This window comes from Bradyrhizobium sp. P5_C12 (assembly GCF_054049735.1).
Map to the genome: position 1 here is coordinate 287,720 of NZ_JBFULU010000001.1, position 15,080 is coordinate 302,799.

A 15,080-nucleotide genomic window follows, 5' to 3' on the forward strand; every position below is an offset into this window, starting at 1 on the left:
CTGTCCACGCGGGCCGCCTGCCTTACACATGCGTGGGGAGGAAGACCATGTGGAATCAAGTCTATGACCCGCTGCACAGCGCCGTGCTGTCGACGATCGCGGCGGCAGTACCCGTCGTCACGCTGCTGGTCCTGATTGCGAGCGGCCGCGTCCAGGCCCATATCGCGGCCGTCATCGCCGTGATCGTGGCCAACCTGATCACGATCTTCGTCTTCACCATGCCGGCGAACATGTCGATCCGCGCCTCGGTGCTGGGCATCGTCACCGGCTTCTTCCCGATCGGCTGGATCGTTCTCAATGTCATCTTCCTCTACCAGGTGACGGTGACCACCGGACGCTTCGAGCTCTTGAAGCGTGCGGTGGGCGGGGTCACCGAAGACCGCCGCCTGCAATTGCTGCTGATCGCGTTCTCGTTCGGTGCCTTCTTCGAGGGCGCTTCCGGCTTCGGCACGCCGGTCGCGATTACCGGCGCCGTGCTGATCGGGCTCGGCTTCTCGCCGCTCGCGGCTAGCGGCCTGTCGCTGATCGCCAACACCGCGCCGGTCGCCTATGGCGCGCTGGGCACGCCGATCCAGGGCCTTGCCTCGGTCACCGGGCTCGATCCCTACATCCTCGGCGCGATGGTCGGACGGCAGCTGCCGTTCTTCTCGCTCATCGTGCCGTTCTGGGTGGTGTGGGCGTTCGCGGGCTGGAAGGGCATGAAGGACGTCTGGCCTGCGATCCTGGTCACCGGCGTGTCGTTCGCGATCCCGCAATTCGTGATCTCGAACTTCATCAATCCGTGGATCGTCGACATCGGCGCGTCGCTGATCTCGATGGGCGCGCTGATCCTGTTCCTGAAGGTCTGGCAGCCCAGGCAGCTCTGGCTGTCGCCGGCGCTGCGCGGCCGCGATGAATCGGCCGCCACCATGGCCGCGGCAAAGCCGATGGACAAGACGCCGCTGACGCAAAGCGAGCTCTTCAGCGCGCTGCTGCCGTGGATCATGGTCTGCATCGTGATGCTGGTCTGGGGCAATGGCGGCTTCAAGACCTGGGCGAACTCGATCTTCACCTGGAACTATCCCGTGCCCGAGCTGCACCAGATGATCAACAAGATGCCGCCGGTCGCCCCAGGGCCGACCAAGGAGAGCGCGGTGTTCAGCTTCACCTACCTGTCCTTCACCGGCACGGGCATGCTGATCGCGGCGATCATCTCCGGTATCCTGATGGGCGTCGGTCCCGGCAAGCTGTTGATCCAGTATGGCCGCACCATCCGGCTGTGCGCGATCTCGCTGATCACGATCTCGGCGATGCTCGCGATCGGCACGCTGACGCGCCTGTCCGGCGTCGACGCCACGCTCGGCCTCGCCTTCGCCGCGACCGGCGTGCTGTATCCCTTCTTCGGCACGCTGCTCGGCTGGCTCGGCGTGGCGCTGACGGGATCGGACACCGCCTCCAACGTGCTGTTCGGCAACCTGCAGAAGATCACCTCCGAGCAGCTCGGCCTCTCGCCGATCCTGATGGGCGCGGCGAACTCCTCCGGCGGCGTGATGGGCAAGATGATCGACGCGCAATCGATCGTGGTCGCGTCGACCGCGACCAATTGGTACGGCCACGAAGGCACGATCCTGCGCTTCGTGTTCTGGCACTCGATCGTGCTCGCCTGCCTCGTCGGCGTGCTCGTGACGTTGCAGGCCTATGTCTGGCCGTTCACGGCGATGGTGCTGAAGTAGCAGGCCCCACTTCAACGCAAATCCCCGCGAGGTTCACCCTCGCGGGGATTTTTGCGTCCGCCGCGGGCGAACCTTCTCAATGGCGCTGCCGTCTTATAGAAGGTGCGGCAAATCAGGTCGGTCGAGAGGTTTCATGGTTTCGCTCAAGCAGATGGTGTGTGTGGCGGTTGCAATGCTCGCGATGTCTCCTGTCGCGCGTGCCGAAGACGGCTTCCCCTTCGGCACCGAGATGACGCTCGAGGCGCTGCCGCAGCCCGGCTCGAAGCGGATTCCGAACATCGAGATCGGCGACAATGGCGAGGTCGTGCTGGAGCTCTGGTGCAAGGGCGGCAAGGGCCAGTTCTCGGTGGCCGGCAACACCGTGATCTTCGTTCCCGGCCAGATCCAGGACCGCTCCTGCCCGCCGGCGCGGGCCCAGGCCGATGACGATCTCGTCGCGGCGCTGGGCAGCGTCGAGACCTGGAAGCGCCAGGGCGACGTGCTCACGCTGCTCGGCCCCAAGCCGCTGCGCTTCCGCGTCAACGGGAATTAGATCGCGCTCGCTGTCGTGCCCCGGCTTGACCGGGGCACCCAGTACGCCGCGGCGCCTCTATTCAATCGCAACCGTCTCGGAATACTGGATCGCCCGGTCCCGGCTCCGCCAAGGCTACGCCGGGCCACGAGGGTGCTCGGCCGGCGAAGCTTTAGCGAAGACGGCAAGCCGGGCGATGACCGAGAGTTGGTGCGTTGGTTACTTCCACACCGACTTGTCGGCGTCCCAGCGCTGGCCCTTCAGCTCCTTGACGAGCGCCTCGACCGAGCCGTTGTCGTCGGGCTGATCGCCTTCCTCGTCGGCCGAAGCTTCGTCCGAGAGATTGAGCTTGGCCCCGCTGCTCTCATCGCTGGTCGTGGTCGCGGGGCTGCCGATCCAGAGCATGAGCTTGTCGGTCGTGCCGGGCTTGTCGGGCGAGACCAGGCCCGCGACCTCGATCGTGTCGGTGAGCTCGAGCGCCGGGAAATCCTGGTTCGGCCGCTTGAACACCAGCTTGAGCTTGCCGGTGGCCGGGTTGAAGCTTTGCGAGACCGGCTTTGCCGCGAGCGTCCTGCTCAGCACGCCCGCAACCGCGGTCGCGAGCTTGTCGCGGTTGATCCTGTCGCCGTCGCGCCAGTCGGCGGCGGGGATGCGGATGGTGCGGTCCATCTCGGTCATGCCCGCGGTCCAGCCCGCGGCGGTGACGCCCGGCATCGCCTTGAATTTTGCGAGCAGGGCGCCTGCGCGTTCCGGATCGACCGACATGTTGATGGTCTGCTCGCCGGCGCGCAGCGCATCGCAGCCGACGGTGAGGCTTGCCAGCGCCACCTCGACGTCCTGGCCCTTCAGGCTCTTCAGGAACTCGGTCGCGGCCTCCAGCTTGACCTTGACCGCGATCGCTTCCGGCGAGACGTCGGTGAAATCCTTCGGCTGCGGCGTGATGCCGTCGTCGGAGGTCTGGTTGTCCAGAAATTCCCTCTCGCTGAGATCGGAATTATCGGGCGAGGTGACTTCGGTCACGGCCTGGCCGATGCCGATCTGGCCGCGGAATTCGAAAGTGTCTCCGGTCGGCTTGCGCAACAGCTTGACGGTGACCGGCGCCTTCTCGCCGAGGCTCTGCGTCGTGCCCGTCAGCGACTGGCCCGCGACCTGGAGGTTGACGACGAAGCGGTCCTTGCGGTCGGAATTTTTTGCCACGGGATAGCAGACGTCGAGCGTCGCGGCCGTCACGGTCTTGCCCTGGCGCGTCTCCTTGAGGATCACGTCGGCATTGCCGTCCATCAATCCGTCGATCGAGGTGAAATAGCGCGTCTCGGTTCCGCCCGGCGCCGTGGCCTTCGGCGACAGCTTCATCTGGGCGAATGCGACCTCGGGCGAAACCGCAAGCAAGGCCGCCAGAAGGGCCGTGGAGCAAACCAGAAGCGCGCGCATCGACGAAATCCTCGAGCAAGGGAGCATGATCCGGAAAAGTGTGACGCGGTTTTCCGAAAAGATCATGCTCGAACAATAACCTAGGCGCGATGACGACTCGTTCCCGTCTCGCCGCGCTTTAGAATCGGCGCGTCACCGTAGTGGGTTTTGGCCGTCGGTTGAATCGGAAAGCTTGGGCCATGGTCGGCAAAAAAGAAGGCCGCCCGGAGGCGGCCTTCGCAACGCTGTGATGGAACGGATCGGCCTTAGAAGCCGCCCATGCCGCCGCCGGCCGGCATCGCGGGCGCAGCTTCCTTCTTCGGCGTCTCGGCGACCATGGCCTCGGTGGTCACCAGCAGGCCGGCGATCGAGGCGGCGTCCTGGAGTGCGGTGCGCACCACCTTGGCGGGGTCGATGATGCCCTTCTCGACCATGTCGACATAGTCCTCGTTCTGGGCGTCGAAGCCGAAGGTCTCGGACTTGTTCTCCAGGATCTTGCCGACCACGATCGAGCCTTCGAGGCCCGCGTTCTCGGAGATCTGGCGGACCGGGGCTTCCAGCGCCTTCAGCACGATGTTGATGCCGGCCTGGACGTCGTCATTGGCGTTGGTGAGACGGCCGACCGCCTTCTTGGCGCGGAGCAGCGCGACGCCGCCGCCGGGGACGATGCCTTCCTGCACCGCGGCGCGGGTGGCGTTGAGCGCGTCCTCGACGCGATCCTTCTTCTCCTTGACCTCGATCTCGGTGGCGCCGCCGACGCGGATCACCGCGACGCCGCCGGCAAGCTTGGCGAGACGCTCCTGGAGCTTCTCACGGTCGTAGTCCGAGGTGGTCTCCTCGATCTGCGCCTTGATCTGGCCGACGCGGGCCTCGATGTCCGGCTTCTTGCCGGCGCCCTTGACGATCGTGGTGTTCTCCTTGTCGATCACCACCTTGCCGGCGCGTCCCAGCATCTTCACCGTGACGTTCTCGAGCTTGATGCCGAGCTCTTCCGAGATCAGCTGGCCGCCGGTCAGGATCGCGAGATCCTCCAGCATGGCCTTGCGGCGGTCGCCGAAGCCCGGCGCCTTGACGGCGGCAACCTTGAGGCCGCCACGGAGACGGTTGACGACCAGGGTGGCCAGCGCCTCGCCCTCGACGTCCTCGGCGATGATGACGAGCGGCTTGCCGGACTGCACCACGGCTTCCAGCACCGGCAGCATGGCCTGGAGGCCGGAGAGCTTCTTCTCGTGCAGGAGGATGTAGGCGTCCTCGAGCTCGGCGGTCATCTTCTCGGCATTGGTGACGAAGTAGGGCGACAGATAGCCGCGGTCGAACTTCATGCCCTCGACGATGTCGACCTCGGTGTCGAGCGACTTGTTCTCCTCGACGGTGATGACGCCCTCGTTGCCGACCTTCTGCATCGCCTGGGCGATCATCTTGCCGATGGCGGCATCGCCGTTGGCCGAGATGGTGCCGACCTGGGCGACCTCGGAGGAGGACGCGACCGGCTTGGCGCGCTTCTCGATGTCCTTGACGACCGCTGCGACCGCGATGTCGATACCGCGCTTGAGGTCCATCGGGTTCATGCCGGCGGCAACCGCCTTGGCGCCTTCGCGCACGATCGCCTGGGCCAGCACGGTCGCGGTGGTGGTGCCGTCGCCGGCGAGGTCGTTGGTCTTGGAGGCGACCTCACGGACCATCTGGGCGCCCATGTTCTCGAACTTGTCCTCGAGCTCGATCTCCTTGGCGACGGTGACGCCGTCCTTGGTGATGCGGGGCGCACCGAACGACTTCTCGATGAGGACGTTGCGGCCCTTCGGGCCGAGCGTCACCTTGACGGCGTTAGCGAGAACGTCGACGCCGCGCAGCATGCGTTCGCGCGCGTCTCCGGAAAACTTGACGTCTTTGGCAGCCATGTTCTGCAATCCCTTGTGTTTCGTGATGTGTCTTGCTGTTTGTTCGTCGCATCAATTCCGGGATCCGTGGGGCGAACCCGGCGGAATGATGGATGCCCGGATCGAGCGATCCGGGCATGGCATTCAGCGGCCGTTCAGGCGTTTGGCCTTAGGCCATCACACCCATGATGTCCGACTCCTTCATGATCAGGAGCTCTTCATTGTCGATCTTGACCTCGGTGCCCGACCACTTGCCGAACAGCACGCGGTCGCCGACCTTGAGGTCGATCGGGATCAGCTTGCCGGCCTCGTCGCGGCCACCGGGGCCGACGGCGACGACTTCGCCCTGGGACGGCTTTTCCTTGGCGGTGTCCGGAATGATGATGCCGCCCTTGGTCTTTTCCTCGGCGTCGATACGTTTGACCACGACACGGTCATGCAGCGGACGAAATTTGGATTTAGCCATGACGTTTCCCTTTGGAGGCTCGCTTCGGAAGCAACGGAAGTGGGTGGGGGCGGCGCTGTCGTCCGCCCCCGTCCCGAGGATCGAACGACGCGCTTAGCAATCGGTCTTTCCGAGTGCTAATAGTGGGCTGGGAAATATGGCTTGGCCGCGATCCTGTCAAGCAAAGGTGGTTAAGCGATTGGTGAGGCGGATATAGGATTGTGGCTCCAGAAACTTATTTGCGGTGCCGGCGTATTAAAGGACGTCATTGCTCCGACAGCGGTTTTGCGCTTGGCTGCCGAAGGGGTGCGGCCGCGGTCTTGGTCGGGGGCACTTTGCTCGGGGGAATAGCATGATCAGTTCAGCTCACGTGCGCACGGTTGCCAATCTGGCGGCCGCTTCCATGTTGGCGCTGCTGCTGGGCGCCTGTGGCGGCGGCATGAGCCTGCCGTCCTTCTCCTCGTCCTCGCCGCCGCCCGAGGCCGAGCCCGGCACCGGGCCGGAAATGCCGGCGTCGATCCGCGCCGACGAGATCGTCGGCCGCTGGGGTCTCGCCTCGTTCCAGAACCCGGCCGACCGCGCCCGGACCGAGGCCGCCGCGCGGGCCCAGTGCAAGAATCCCTACGTCATCACCGCCGGCTCCTCCGGCGGCGTGATCATGCATCTCGCCGACCAGGCCACGCCGCAGGAATTGCGGCTGAAGGGTTCGCCCAGCGGCAAGAACTATATCGGACCGGCGGGCCCGACGCCGGGCGAGCAGGACCGCGAGATCGTCTCCTTCGACGGCCGCGTCCTGATCACCCGCTTCATCGACAAGGACGCCGCCACCCGCTACGGCAACATGGTCTACGTCCGCTGCGCGCCGCGGGCGTGATGTTCTTCCCGTCATTCCGGGGCGATGCGAAAGCATCGAACCCGGAATATCGAGATTCCGGGTTCGGTCCTGCGGACCGCCCCGGAATGACAGCGTGAGATAAAATCCCCCAAAAACAAAAAACGCCGGCTCGCGCCGGCGTTTGTATTTCGGTCTGTCGCGTCCGCTCAGTCGAACAGCGCGTCGATGTCGTCCTGCGAGGCATGGCCGACGTCGCCGGCGAGCTTCGGGCCGTTGAGGAGCTTTTCATCCTCGCCGCGGGTGTCGATCTGCGGCACGATGTGGGACTTGATCGCGTCGACGCCGCCCCAGATCTCCATCATCGCATTGATGTGCTGCTCGATGAACTTCATCGTGGTCATGACCTTGCTGATGCGCTGGCCGGTCAGGTCCTGGAAGTTGCAGGCTTCGAAGATCGAGATGACGCGTTCCTGGATGTCGTCGGCCAGGCGCTTCTGCTGGTCGGCCGAGTCGACCTTGGACATCGCGCTGGCCGCCTGGTCGATCGATTCGGCGGCTTCGAGAATCTGCTGGGTCGCCTGCTCGGTGCCGCCGACGACCGCGCCGAGCTCGCCATTGACCTTGGCCATTTCGCCACCGTCGAAGCTCTTGCCGTGCAGCGTCGCGATCTCGCGCTTGGTGCGGTCGATGGCGTCATGGATGAGGTCGAGCTCGACCTTCAGCTTCTCGCACTGCTCGATCTGCGCCCGGTACGTGTCGAGCATGGTGCGCGCTTCGGAAAGCTCGTGGGCCGTGGAAGCGTCGATCGCGGCCATGGCTGCGCTGCCGGACAAAGGTGCGGGCGCAATGCCTTTCGCCATCTGTGCGCGGATCGCACGCAGCTCGGCCATGATCTCGCTGTGCATCGGCGCAGCCTCCTCAATCATTTCGGGGCTGGGCATCTCGCCGACAATAGCCTCTTCGACACGAAAACGTTTGCGGTGAATAGCCATCAGGAACTCCCCCCACCTCACTCACGCGTCTTTGTAGGCAGAAGCGATTTAACACGAAGTTCACAGCAGGAACTGTTGTGCGGCCGTGCGCGACGGCGCGAAAACCGGCGGTTAACCATGCATTTGCGGCGTTCACCGAAAATAAACGCTGATCGCCAAATTGGGCCTCGCTTGACGGCGTGGTGAATCGAAACGCCGTTTCCGTTTACCAAACAAAGCGGCTTTTGCTCTTTATTGACCACGTCGCGAGCGTGGGTCAGCCAGCGCGTTCGACGGCGAATGCAACTAGACGAAACAGTACAGAGTACGTCGATGTTCAAGAAAATGTCTGTCGCGCTGCTCGGCAGCGCTTGCACCTTCATTGCCGGCGCCGATCGCGCCAGCGCCTTCGACAATACGGTGCCGAATGATCCGCCCGCGGTGCTCTACCAGCCGCAGGTGCCGTCGGCGCCGGTGCGCGTCGCCTCCAACGCGAACATGGGCGGCGGCTTCATCGAGTTCCTGTTCGGGGACGGGCCCGGCCGCGGCCCGGCCTATGCTCCGCCGCAGTCTGCGTATCAGCAGCAGCCTGGCTACTACGACCAGCGCCGCCTGCCGCCGCTGGGCGAGCCGCAGATGCAAAGTGGATATCAGCAAGGCGCAGGTCTTCAGCAGGAGGCGGTCGATCCGCGCCAGCGTCAGTTCGATCCGCGATTCGAGAAGCAACTCGTTGACTATAGCGGCAAGGAAAGCGCCGGCACCGTCGTGGTCGATACCCCGAACAAGTTCCTCTATCTCGTCGAGGGCAACGGCAAGGCGATGCGCTACGGCATCGGCGTCGGTCGTCCCGGCTTCACCTGGTCCGGCGTGAAGTCGATCACGGCCAAGCGCGAATGGCCGGATTGGACGCCGCCGGCGGAAATGATCGCGCGGCGCCCCGATCTGCCGCGGCACATGGAAGGCGGCCCGGAAAATCCGCTCGGCGCGCGCGCCATGTATCTGGGCTCGACCCTGTATCGTATCCACGGCTCCAACGAGCCCTGGACCATCGGCACCAACGTCTCCTCCGGCTGCATCCGCATGCGCAACGAGGACGTCATCGACCTCTACGGCCGCGTCAATGTCGGCACCAGGGTTGTGGTGATGTGAGGCGCTGTCTTCCCCTCTCTCCCGCAAGGGGAGAAGGGAAGAGTTCTGAGCAAGACGCCTTAAATAAACGGCCGCCTTTTAGGCGGCCGTTCTTGTTAGCAATGCTGCGAGCAGCCTTACGCGTAATCGCTCCCGCCATCGTCGCCGCCGCCGAAATCGCTGTCGTCGGCCACGTCAAAATTGTCGTCGTGATCGTCGTCGTCGTTCTGATCGTCGTTATTCCGATCGTCGTTCGACGCCTGATCCGCGAAGCCCTGGCGCGAGGCGTCGCCGCGGTCGCCTTTGGAGCCGATGTCGTTGAGGCCGGCATCGCGGGCGAGCGAGCCGCCGGACTGGTCGCTGCCGCCCCACGGGCTGCCGCCGCTGCCGCCGAAGGCACTGCTGTCGCCAAAAGCCTGATGCGATCCACCGCCCATCATGCCGCGGATGCTCGAGAGCAGCAGCGAGCCGCCGACGACACCGGCCGCGGCCGCCGCGGCCGTGCCGAGGAAGGAGCCGCCGCCGCTACCGACCGGCGGGGCGCCGTAACCTTGCCCATAACCTTGCCCTTGGCCGGGACCTTGGCCCTGGCCGGGAGCCTGCCCGTAAGGCGGCTGGCCGTAACCCGGTTGGCCGTAGCCCGGCTGGGTCTGCTGCATCGCCTGGCCGCTGTTCCAGACCGGCCGCGCGTCGCGGGGCGGCACGTTCGGAACCGAGCCGCGCGACGGGCTCGACCCGAACAGACTCTCGCGCATGGTGTCGAGGAAGCCGCCGGACTGGGCCTGTTCCGGCGCATGGGCCGCTTCCAGCTCCTGGATGCGGGCATGGGCGCGCTTCAGCGCCTCGTCCTGCAACAGCACGGTCTGCACCAGCGCATAGACCGCACCGGGCGCCTTGCGCAGTCCGTCGGAGATCGCGGCGATCGCGTCGGGATCGCGCGGTGCACTTTCCAGTTTCGAAAGCCGGTCGAAAAGCTCGTCGACGAGTTGGCGTTCCTGCGGGTTCATGATCAATCTCCTTCGCGCAAAACCAAGCGCGCAGAGGATGTAGGGTTCCATTGTGGCCCCAACAGTGCCCGCCGGATTAAATTTCCGTATGCGACAAGCTGTCGTGGGCTGGCTTTCGCCGGTTTCATCCCAATGTCACGTTGCTGGCCGCCAGCAGGCGCGCGAATTCATCGCTCGCGAGATAGGCGTGCTCGCGCTCGCGCACGTCGGTCATCGGATCGAGGCCGGTGAGGACGTCGTCGACGAAGCCGGGATGGCACATCACGAGGCCGCCATCCGGCAGGCCTTCGAAGAATTGCCGCATCAGCGCGCCGAAATCGGCTGCGCGCGTGAAGTCATAGGCGCCGGCGAAACCGGGATTGAACGCAAGGCCCGCGCTGCCGGCGCGGCGGCGGAATTGCGCGCTGAGAATGTCGAGCACCAGCGCCTTCGGCGAGGCCAGTCGCTGCGCCAGCGGCAGGTCGCGGCCGCCCTGGCGAACCCAGGCTTTTGGCGCGGCCTCGCTGACCGCATCGACAAAGCCGTCGCGCACCTGCGGAAACAGCTGCACATGCTGATGGCCGTCGACGAAGTCGGGGGCGCGGCCGAAGGCTTCCGCGAAGGCCGCCAGCTGCGCCTTCACCTCGTTGCGAAAGAATTCGCGGTCGAGCCGCCGCGCAAGTCCCGCGCGTAGCAGTTTCGGAAAGGCCAGGAACATGTCACCGTCGAGCGGGCGGAAATGCATGGTGAGCGGCCGGAACGGTGCCGACAGCGTCACGTGCAGTCCGATCGCGCAGCGCGGGTTCGTCTTCGCCGCGGCCTGGAGCGCGTCGATCTCGCTGCGGTTGATCGCGGGGCCGACCATCATCACCGAGGTGGCGTTGAGGCGGCCGCGTTCGATCAGGTCGCGGATGGCGCGGTTGACGCCCGGGCTGATGCCGTAATCGTCGGCGCAGAGCCAGATCCGCCGCGGCGCCGCCGCCGCGCTCATTCGGCCGCCGTCCTCTTCGAGATGTCGTCGGCCTTGTCGGTCTCGAAATGCTTTTCGCTGTGCTCGGCGACGAAGTAGATCGGGCGCGCCTTCAGCTCGGAAAGGATCTTGCCGATATATTCGCCGACGATGCCGATCATGATGAGCTGCACGCCGCCGATCGTCATCAGGCCGATCACGAGCGAGGGATAGCCGGGCACCTGCTTGCCGGTGGTCCACACCTCCCAAAGGATCGACAGGCCGAACAGGAAGGCGCCGCCGGCCAGGATCACGCCGAGCAGGCTGGCAAAGCGCAGCGGCGCCACCGAGAACGAGGTCAGGCCTTCGATCGAAAGACCAAGCAGACGCGCGGCGCTGAAGGTGGTCACGCCATGGATGCGCGGCGCCGGCTCGTAGTCGACGCGGATCTGGCGGAAGCCGATCCAGCTCGCCAGCCCCTTGAAGAAGCGGTTGCGCTCCGGCAGCTGCCGGAGTGCGGCGACGGCGCGCGGTGACAGCAGGCGGAAGTCGCCGGCGTCTTCCGGGATCTTCTGCCGCGCACCCCAGTTGATCAGCGCGTAGAAGCCGTGCACTGCGAGCCGTCGCAGGAAGGTCTCGTTGTCGCGATGCGCCTTGGCGGTATAGACGACGTCATAGCCGTCATCGATCCAGTGCCGCACCAGCTGCTCGACCAGGGCCGGCGGATGCTGGCCGTCGCCGTCCATGAACATCACGGCGCCGAGCCGGGCGTGGTCGAGGCCGGCCATCAGCGCCGCCTCCTTGCCGAAATTGCGCGACAGCGAAACCACCTGGACGTCGACCGTGTCGGCCGGCAGGCCGCGTGCGATTGTCAGCGTCGCGTCCGCGCTGCCGTCGTCGACATAGACGACCTCGCAGGCCAGCCGGTAGCGCTGCCTCAGGGCCTTGGCGAGGTCGCAGATGCGCTGGTGCAGGGCGGCGAGGCCCGCCGCCTCGTTGTAGAGGGGGACGACAATCGACAGTCCCTTCGCCGCGGCGCCCGCCGCGCTGGTTGTCAGGCCGGAAACGTCAGAGCCCAGCGTCATCGATCAAGGTTCCAGAGGTGTTCAAGTGTTCTCAACAGCATATGGTAGCCGCCGATTGCTGTCGCTACGCTGAACGAACCTGAGGCTCACTGCCGCAGGAACGCCTCGAGCCTGGCGAACAGCGGGTTCTCCCGGTCGAACACGTAGTCGAGCGAGACCACCGAGACCGTCTCGGCGCCGTGGTCGCGCAGGAAACTCGCGAGTGCGTAGAGCTGGCCCGGCGGGCAGTGCAGCGTGAGCATGCCCGACGAGGTCGGCCCGCCGAACGGGGCCTCGACGCCGAAGCGCTCATGGGCTTCGGCGAGCAGGGCCGTATCGCACTGCCGGAAACGGGTGCGGACCTCGCGGTATTTGTTGGCCCGCGCCCGCGCCGCGATGTGATCGAGGATGACGCGCGCGGTCTCCCGCGCCTGTGGTGACCAGTCGGCCTCCTTCGAGGCGACCAGATTGGCCTGGCTGCGCAGGATCACCCCGTCGTCGAGCACCCTGAGGCCATTGGCGGCGAGCGTCGCGCCTGTCGTGGTGATGTCGACGATCAGCTCGGCGGCGCCGGCCGCCGGCGCGCCTTCGGTCGCGCCGGTGCTTTCGACGATGCGGTAGTCGGTGATGCCGTGGCCCTGGAAGAAGGCGCGGGTGAGGTTGATGAACTTGGTCGCGACCCGCATCCGCATGTGATGCTGCTCGCGAAAGCCGGTGGTGACGTCGTCGAGGTCGGCCATGGTGCGGACGTCGATCCAGGCCTGCGGCACCGCGACGACGACGTCGGCGTAGCCGAAGCCCAGCCCCTCGATCAGCGCGACGCGCTGGTCGGCGTCGGCAATGTTCTCGCGCACCAGATCTTCGCCGGTGACGCCGAGATGCGCCATGCCGCGGGACAATTGCGCGGCGATCTCGCTGGCCGAGAGATAGGCGACCTCGACATTGTCGAGGCCGGCAATCGTGCCGCGATAGTCGCGTGCGCCGCCGGCCTTCGACAGCTTGAGCCCGGCGCGGGCGAAAAACGCCTCGGCGTTTTCCTGAAGGCGGCCCTTGGAGGGAACGGCCAGAACGAACGGCGCGCTCATGATCTGAGCTCCTTGCGGCCGATCCGGGTCAACGCGTCGACCCAGACCGAGAAGCCGACGGCGGGAATCGGGTCGGGCGACCCGAGCTGGGTCATCAGCCCGTCATAGCGGCCGCCGGCGACCAGCGGCTCGGCGCCGTTGCCCCGGTGATGCAGCTCGAATTCGAAGCCGGTGTAGTAGTCGAGCCCGCGCCCGAACGCGGTCGAGAAGCGCGTCTGCTTCACGTCGAGGCCGCGCGCCGCCATGAAGCCGACCCGGCTCTCGAACTGGTCGATCGCGGCGGCAAGGTCGAGCCTTGCGTCGGCGGTGAGCGCGCGCAGCTCGGCGATCGCGTCGTCCGGATTGCCCGATATCGACAGGAAGCGCTTGAGCACGGCAAGCGCCTCGCGCGGCAGCGCGCCGCCCTTCAGCGTCGATTGTTCGAGGAAGCGGTCGGCGATCTCGGCCGTGGTGCGGCCGCCGACATTGGTGGTGCCGGCGATCGACATCAAATCGGTGACGAAGGCGAGCGCCGCCTTGCGGTCGGAGCCGGCGAGCGCCGCCAGCACGCCCTCATATTCGCTGCGGGTGGCGGTGGCCGCGCGCGCCAGCCGCTCGAGATCCTGCTCCAGGCTGATCTTGCGGTTGAAATCCTTGATCAGGCGGCGGCGCCAGACCGGGTAGAGGTCGAGCGCATCGAGCAGCGCGTTGAACAGCGCCACGTCGCCGGTACGGATCTCGACGTCGCGCACGCCGAAGGCGGCGGTCGCCTCCAGCGCCAGCGCCAGCATCTCGGCATCCGCCGCGGCACGGTCCTGGCGGCCGAACGATTCGATGCCGGCCTGGAGGAATTCGCTGGGCTGACCGCTGCGGTAGCGGAATACCGGGCCGAGATAGCTGAACCCGGCCGGCTGGCCGGCGCGCCCCGAGGCGAGGTAGTCGCGCGCCACGGGTATGGTCAGGTCCGGGCGCAGGCAGAGCTCCTCGCCGGAGAGATCCGTCGTCAGATACAGGCTCTTGCGGATGTCCTCGCCGGAGAGGTCCAGGAACGGCTCGGCCGGTTGCAGGACGGCGGGCTCGGCCCTGACGTAACCGGCCTGCGCGAACGACAACAGCAGCGTATCCGCCCAGGCGGCGGAGCCGGCAGCATTTGAGGTGGCAGTCGCGGTCATGACGGGGTCCATCGCCCCGGGTGGAACCGGGCAGGAAAGGGAATTGGCGCAGCCCTTAGCATGGCCGGAAAACGGTTTCGACCTCCAAAGGATCAATCGCTTAACGGCCGGGCAACAGGGCGAGCCTAGGCGGTTGTGCCGCCCCAATCGCCCAGCACCGCCTGCACCAGCGCCAGCGCCGCGACTGCCGCGGTGTCGGCGCGCAGAATCCGCGGGCCCAGCGCCAGCCGCAGAATTTTGGGCTGCCGCAGCAGCAGCGCCCGTTCTTCCGCGGCAAAGCCGCCTTCAGGGCCGATCAGGACGTCGATGCCGTGCCCGGCCTCGCGTGCCTGCTGCAGGCTTTGGATGGGGTTTTCGACCTCGGCCGCCTCATCGCAGAACACCAGCAGCCGGTCGGCGGCGCGCTGGCTCAGGAAGCGCTCGAGGGGGACCGGCTCGGCCACCGTGGCGAGACTTAGAATTCCGCATTGCTCGGCCGCCTCGACGACATTGGCGCGCATCCGCTCGGTGTTGACGCGGGAGGCCTGGGTGAACCGGGTCTGGACCGGTTGCAGGGTGGCGGCGCCCATCTCGACGGCCTTCTGCACCACGTAGTCCAGCCGGGCATGCTTGAGCGGGGCAAAGATGTAGGCGACGTCCGGCAGCCGGTCCTGGGAACGGGCCTGCTGGAGGATCACCAGGCCGTCCGGCCGCTTGCGGCCTTCGATCGCGGCCTGCCATTCGCCGTCGCGGCCGTTGAAGGCCAGGACCTCGGCGCCGGCGGCAAGCCTCAGCACATTGCCGAGATAGTTACTCTGGTCACGGTCGAGCGCGACCCTGGCGTCCTGGGCAAGGGGGGCGTCGACAAACAGGCGGGGAGCGCGAAAATCGTAGGCGGGCATCGTTCAAAGGTCCGATTTGCCGCCGTTCTTAACCGAAAGCAGCCATTTCGGGGGCAAATATTGCCAAACTGGTGC

14 protein-coding genes are annotated in these 15,080 nt (G+C 66.1%); 4 read left to right on the plus strand and 10 right to left on the minus strand.

Going from position 1 to position 15,080, the window contains the following annotated elements; translation table 11 throughout:
- Window positions 1-47: 47 nt before the first annotated feature.
- Both ACXJMY_RS01360 and ACXJMY_RS01365 read left to right on the plus strand, forming a co-directional pair.
- The gene (locus ACXJMY_RS01360) at window positions 48-1,712 is read left to right on the plus strand and encodes an L-lactate permease (protein WP_456617514.1); all 1,665 of its coding nucleotides are present in this window, start codon (window positions 48-50) and stop codon (window positions 1,710-1,712) included.
- 133 nt (window positions 1,713-1,845) lie between these two features.
- A complete protein-coding gene (locus tag ACXJMY_RS01365) occupies window positions 1,846-2,244 on the plus strand; it encodes an META domain-containing protein (protein ID WP_456617515.1) in 399 nt (132 codons plus the stop codon).
- 198 nt (window positions 2,245-2,442) lie between these two features.
- On the opposite strand, the gene ACXJMY_RS01370 is transcribed toward ACXJMY_RS01365, so the two are convergent.
- The 3 genes from ACXJMY_RS01370 to ACXJMY_RS01380 form a co-directional block, all read right to left on the minus strand.
- On the minus strand, window positions 2,443-3,654 hold the full coding sequence (locus ACXJMY_RS01370; RefSeq protein ID WP_456617516.1) for a hypothetical protein: 1,212 nt from the start codon (window positions 3,652-3,654) through the stop codon (window positions 2,443-2,445).
- Window positions 3,655-3,899: 245 nt separating this feature from the next.
- Window positions 3,900-5,531: a chaperonin GroEL gene (gene groL, locus ACXJMY_RS01375; RefSeq protein ID WP_456617517.1), complete on the minus strand. Its 1,632-nt coding sequence runs from the start codon at window positions 5,529-5,531 to the stop codon at window positions 3,900-3,902.
- Between the two features lie 148 nt (window positions 5,532-5,679).
- On the minus strand, window positions 5,680-5,976 hold the full coding sequence (locus ACXJMY_RS01380) for a co-chaperone GroES (RefSeq protein WP_014491914.1): 297 nt from the start codon (window positions 5,974-5,976) through the stop codon (window positions 5,680-5,682).
- 331 nt (window positions 5,977-6,307) lie between these two features.
- Here ACXJMY_RS01380 and ACXJMY_RS01385 point away from each other — a divergent pair, with 331 nt between their 5' ends.
- Window positions 6,308-6,829, plus strand: coding sequence for a hypothetical protein (locus tag ACXJMY_RS01385; protein ID WP_456617518.1), 522 nt, complete (start codon window positions 6,308-6,310; stop codon window positions 6,827-6,829).
- Window positions 6,830-6,996: 167 nt separating this feature from the next.
- Here the strand turns inward: ACXJMY_RS01385 and ACXJMY_RS01390 are convergent, their stop codons facing one another.
- The gene (locus ACXJMY_RS01390) at window positions 6,997-7,782 is read right to left on the minus strand and encodes a protein phosphatase CheZ (RefSeq protein WP_456617519.1); all 786 of its coding nucleotides are present in this window, start codon (window positions 7,780-7,782) and stop codon (window positions 6,997-6,999) included.
- Window positions 7,783-8,094: 312 nt separating this feature from the next.
- Between ACXJMY_RS01390 and ACXJMY_RS01395 the strand changes: the two genes are divergently transcribed.
- Window positions 8,095-8,910 (plus strand): L,D-transpeptidase family protein, encoded by an 816-nt coding sequence (locus ACXJMY_RS01395; protein WP_456617520.1) that lies wholly within the window; start codon window positions 8,095-8,097, stop codon window positions 8,908-8,910.
- 116 nt (window positions 8,911-9,026) lie between these two features.
- Here ACXJMY_RS01395 and ACXJMY_RS01400 read toward each other — a convergent pair whose 3' ends face one another.
- The 6 genes from ACXJMY_RS01400 to ACXJMY_RS01425 all read right to left on the minus strand — a co-directional run bounded on the left by ACXJMY_RS01400 (window position 9,027) and on the right by ACXJMY_RS01425 (window position 15,005).
- Entirely contained in the window at window positions 9,027-9,896 is an 870-nt protein-coding gene (locus ACXJMY_RS01400; protein WP_456617521.1) for a DUF2076 domain-containing protein, read from the minus strand.
- A 124-nt stretch (window positions 9,897-10,020) separates the two neighbouring features.
- Complete coding sequence (locus ACXJMY_RS01405; protein WP_456617522.1) at window positions 10,021-10,866, minus strand: ChbG/HpnK family deacetylase; 846 nt, start codon at window positions 10,864-10,866, stop codon at window positions 10,021-10,023.
- Complete coding sequence (locus ACXJMY_RS01410; RefSeq protein ID WP_456617523.1) at window positions 10,863-11,909, minus strand: glycosyltransferase family 2 protein; 1,047 nt, start codon at window positions 11,907-11,909, stop codon at window positions 10,863-10,865. The genes ACXJMY_RS01405 and ACXJMY_RS01410 overlap by 4 nt, the downstream gene beginning before the upstream one ends.
- Before the next feature lie 86 nt (window positions 11,910-11,995).
- The gene (gene hisG / locus ACXJMY_RS01415; RefSeq protein WP_456617524.1) at window positions 11,996-12,973 is read right to left on the minus strand and encodes an ATP phosphoribosyltransferase; all 978 of its coding nucleotides are present in this window, start codon (window positions 12,971-12,973) and stop codon (window positions 11,996-11,998) included.
- The gene (locus ACXJMY_RS01420; protein WP_456617525.1) at window positions 12,970-14,124 is read right to left on the minus strand and encodes an ATP phosphoribosyltransferase regulatory subunit; all 1,155 of its coding nucleotides are present in this window, start codon (window positions 14,122-14,124) and stop codon (window positions 12,970-12,972) included. The genes hisG and ACXJMY_RS01420 overlap by 4 nt, the downstream gene beginning before the upstream one ends.
- A 125-nt stretch (window positions 14,125-14,249) precedes the next feature.
- Entirely contained in the window at window positions 14,250-15,005 is a 756-nt protein-coding gene (locus ACXJMY_RS01425) for a 16S rRNA (uracil(1498)-N(3))-methyltransferase (protein WP_456617526.1), read from the minus strand.
- Between the last annotated feature and the right edge of the window lie 75 nt (window positions 15,006-15,080).

What these genes read in the sequence shown, in the direction of transcription:
- ACXJMY_RS01380 (WP_014491914.1), bottom strand. Translation starts at nt 5,976, where the DNA reads ATGGCTAAATCCAAATTTCGTCCGCTGCATGACCGTGTCGTGGTCAAA.
- ACXJMY_RS01360 (WP_456617514.1), top strand. Translation starts at nt 48, where the DNA reads ATGTGGAATCAAGTCTATGACCCGCTGCACAGCGCCGTGCTGTCGACG.
- ACXJMY_RS01405 (WP_456617522.1), bottom strand. Translation starts at nt 10,866, where the DNA reads ATGAGCGCGGCGGCGGCGCCGCGGCGGATCTGGCTCTGCGCCGACGAT.
- groL (WP_456617517.1), bottom strand. Translation starts at nt 5,531, where the DNA reads ATGGCTGCCAAAGACGTCAAGTTTTCCGGAGACGCGCGCGAACGCATG.
- ACXJMY_RS01425 (WP_456617526.1), bottom strand. Translation starts at nt 15,005, where the DNA reads ATGCCCGCCTACGATTTTCGCGCTCCCCGCCTGTTTGTCGACGCCCCC.
- hisG (WP_456617524.1), bottom strand. Translation starts at nt 12,973, where the DNA reads ATGAGCGCGCCGTTCGTTCTGGCCGTTCCCTCCAAGGGCCGCCTTCAG.
- ACXJMY_RS01420 (WP_456617525.1), bottom strand. Translation starts at nt 14,124, where the DNA reads ATGACCGCGACTGCCACCTCAAATGCTGCCGGCTCCGCCGCCTGGGCG.
- ACXJMY_RS01395 (WP_456617520.1), top strand. Translation starts at nt 8,095, where the DNA reads ATGTTCAAGAAAATGTCTGTCGCGCTGCTCGGCAGCGCTTGCACCTTC.
- ACXJMY_RS01370 (WP_456617516.1), bottom strand. Translation starts at nt 3,654, where the DNA reads ATGCGCGCGCTTCTGGTTTGCTCCACGGCCCTTCTGGCGGCCTTGCTT.
- ACXJMY_RS01410 (WP_456617523.1), bottom strand. Translation starts at nt 11,909, where the DNA reads ATGACGCTGGGCTCTGACGTTTCCGGCCTGACAACCAGCGCGGCGGGC.
- ACXJMY_RS01400 (WP_456617521.1), bottom strand. Translation starts at nt 9,896, where the DNA reads ATGAACCCGCAGGAACGCCAACTCGTCGACGAGCTTTTCGACCGGCTT.
- ACXJMY_RS01365 (WP_456617515.1), top strand. Translation starts at nt 1,846, where the DNA reads ATGGTTTCGCTCAAGCAGATGGTGTGTGTGGCGGTTGCAATGCTCGCG.
- ACXJMY_RS01390 (WP_456617519.1), bottom strand. Translation starts at nt 7,782, where the DNA reads ATGGCTATTCACCGCAAACGTTTTCGTGTCGAAGAGGCTATTGTCGGC.
- ACXJMY_RS01385 (WP_456617518.1), top strand. Translation starts at nt 6,308, where the DNA reads ATGATCAGTTCAGCTCACGTGCGCACGGTTGCCAATCTGGCGGCCGCT.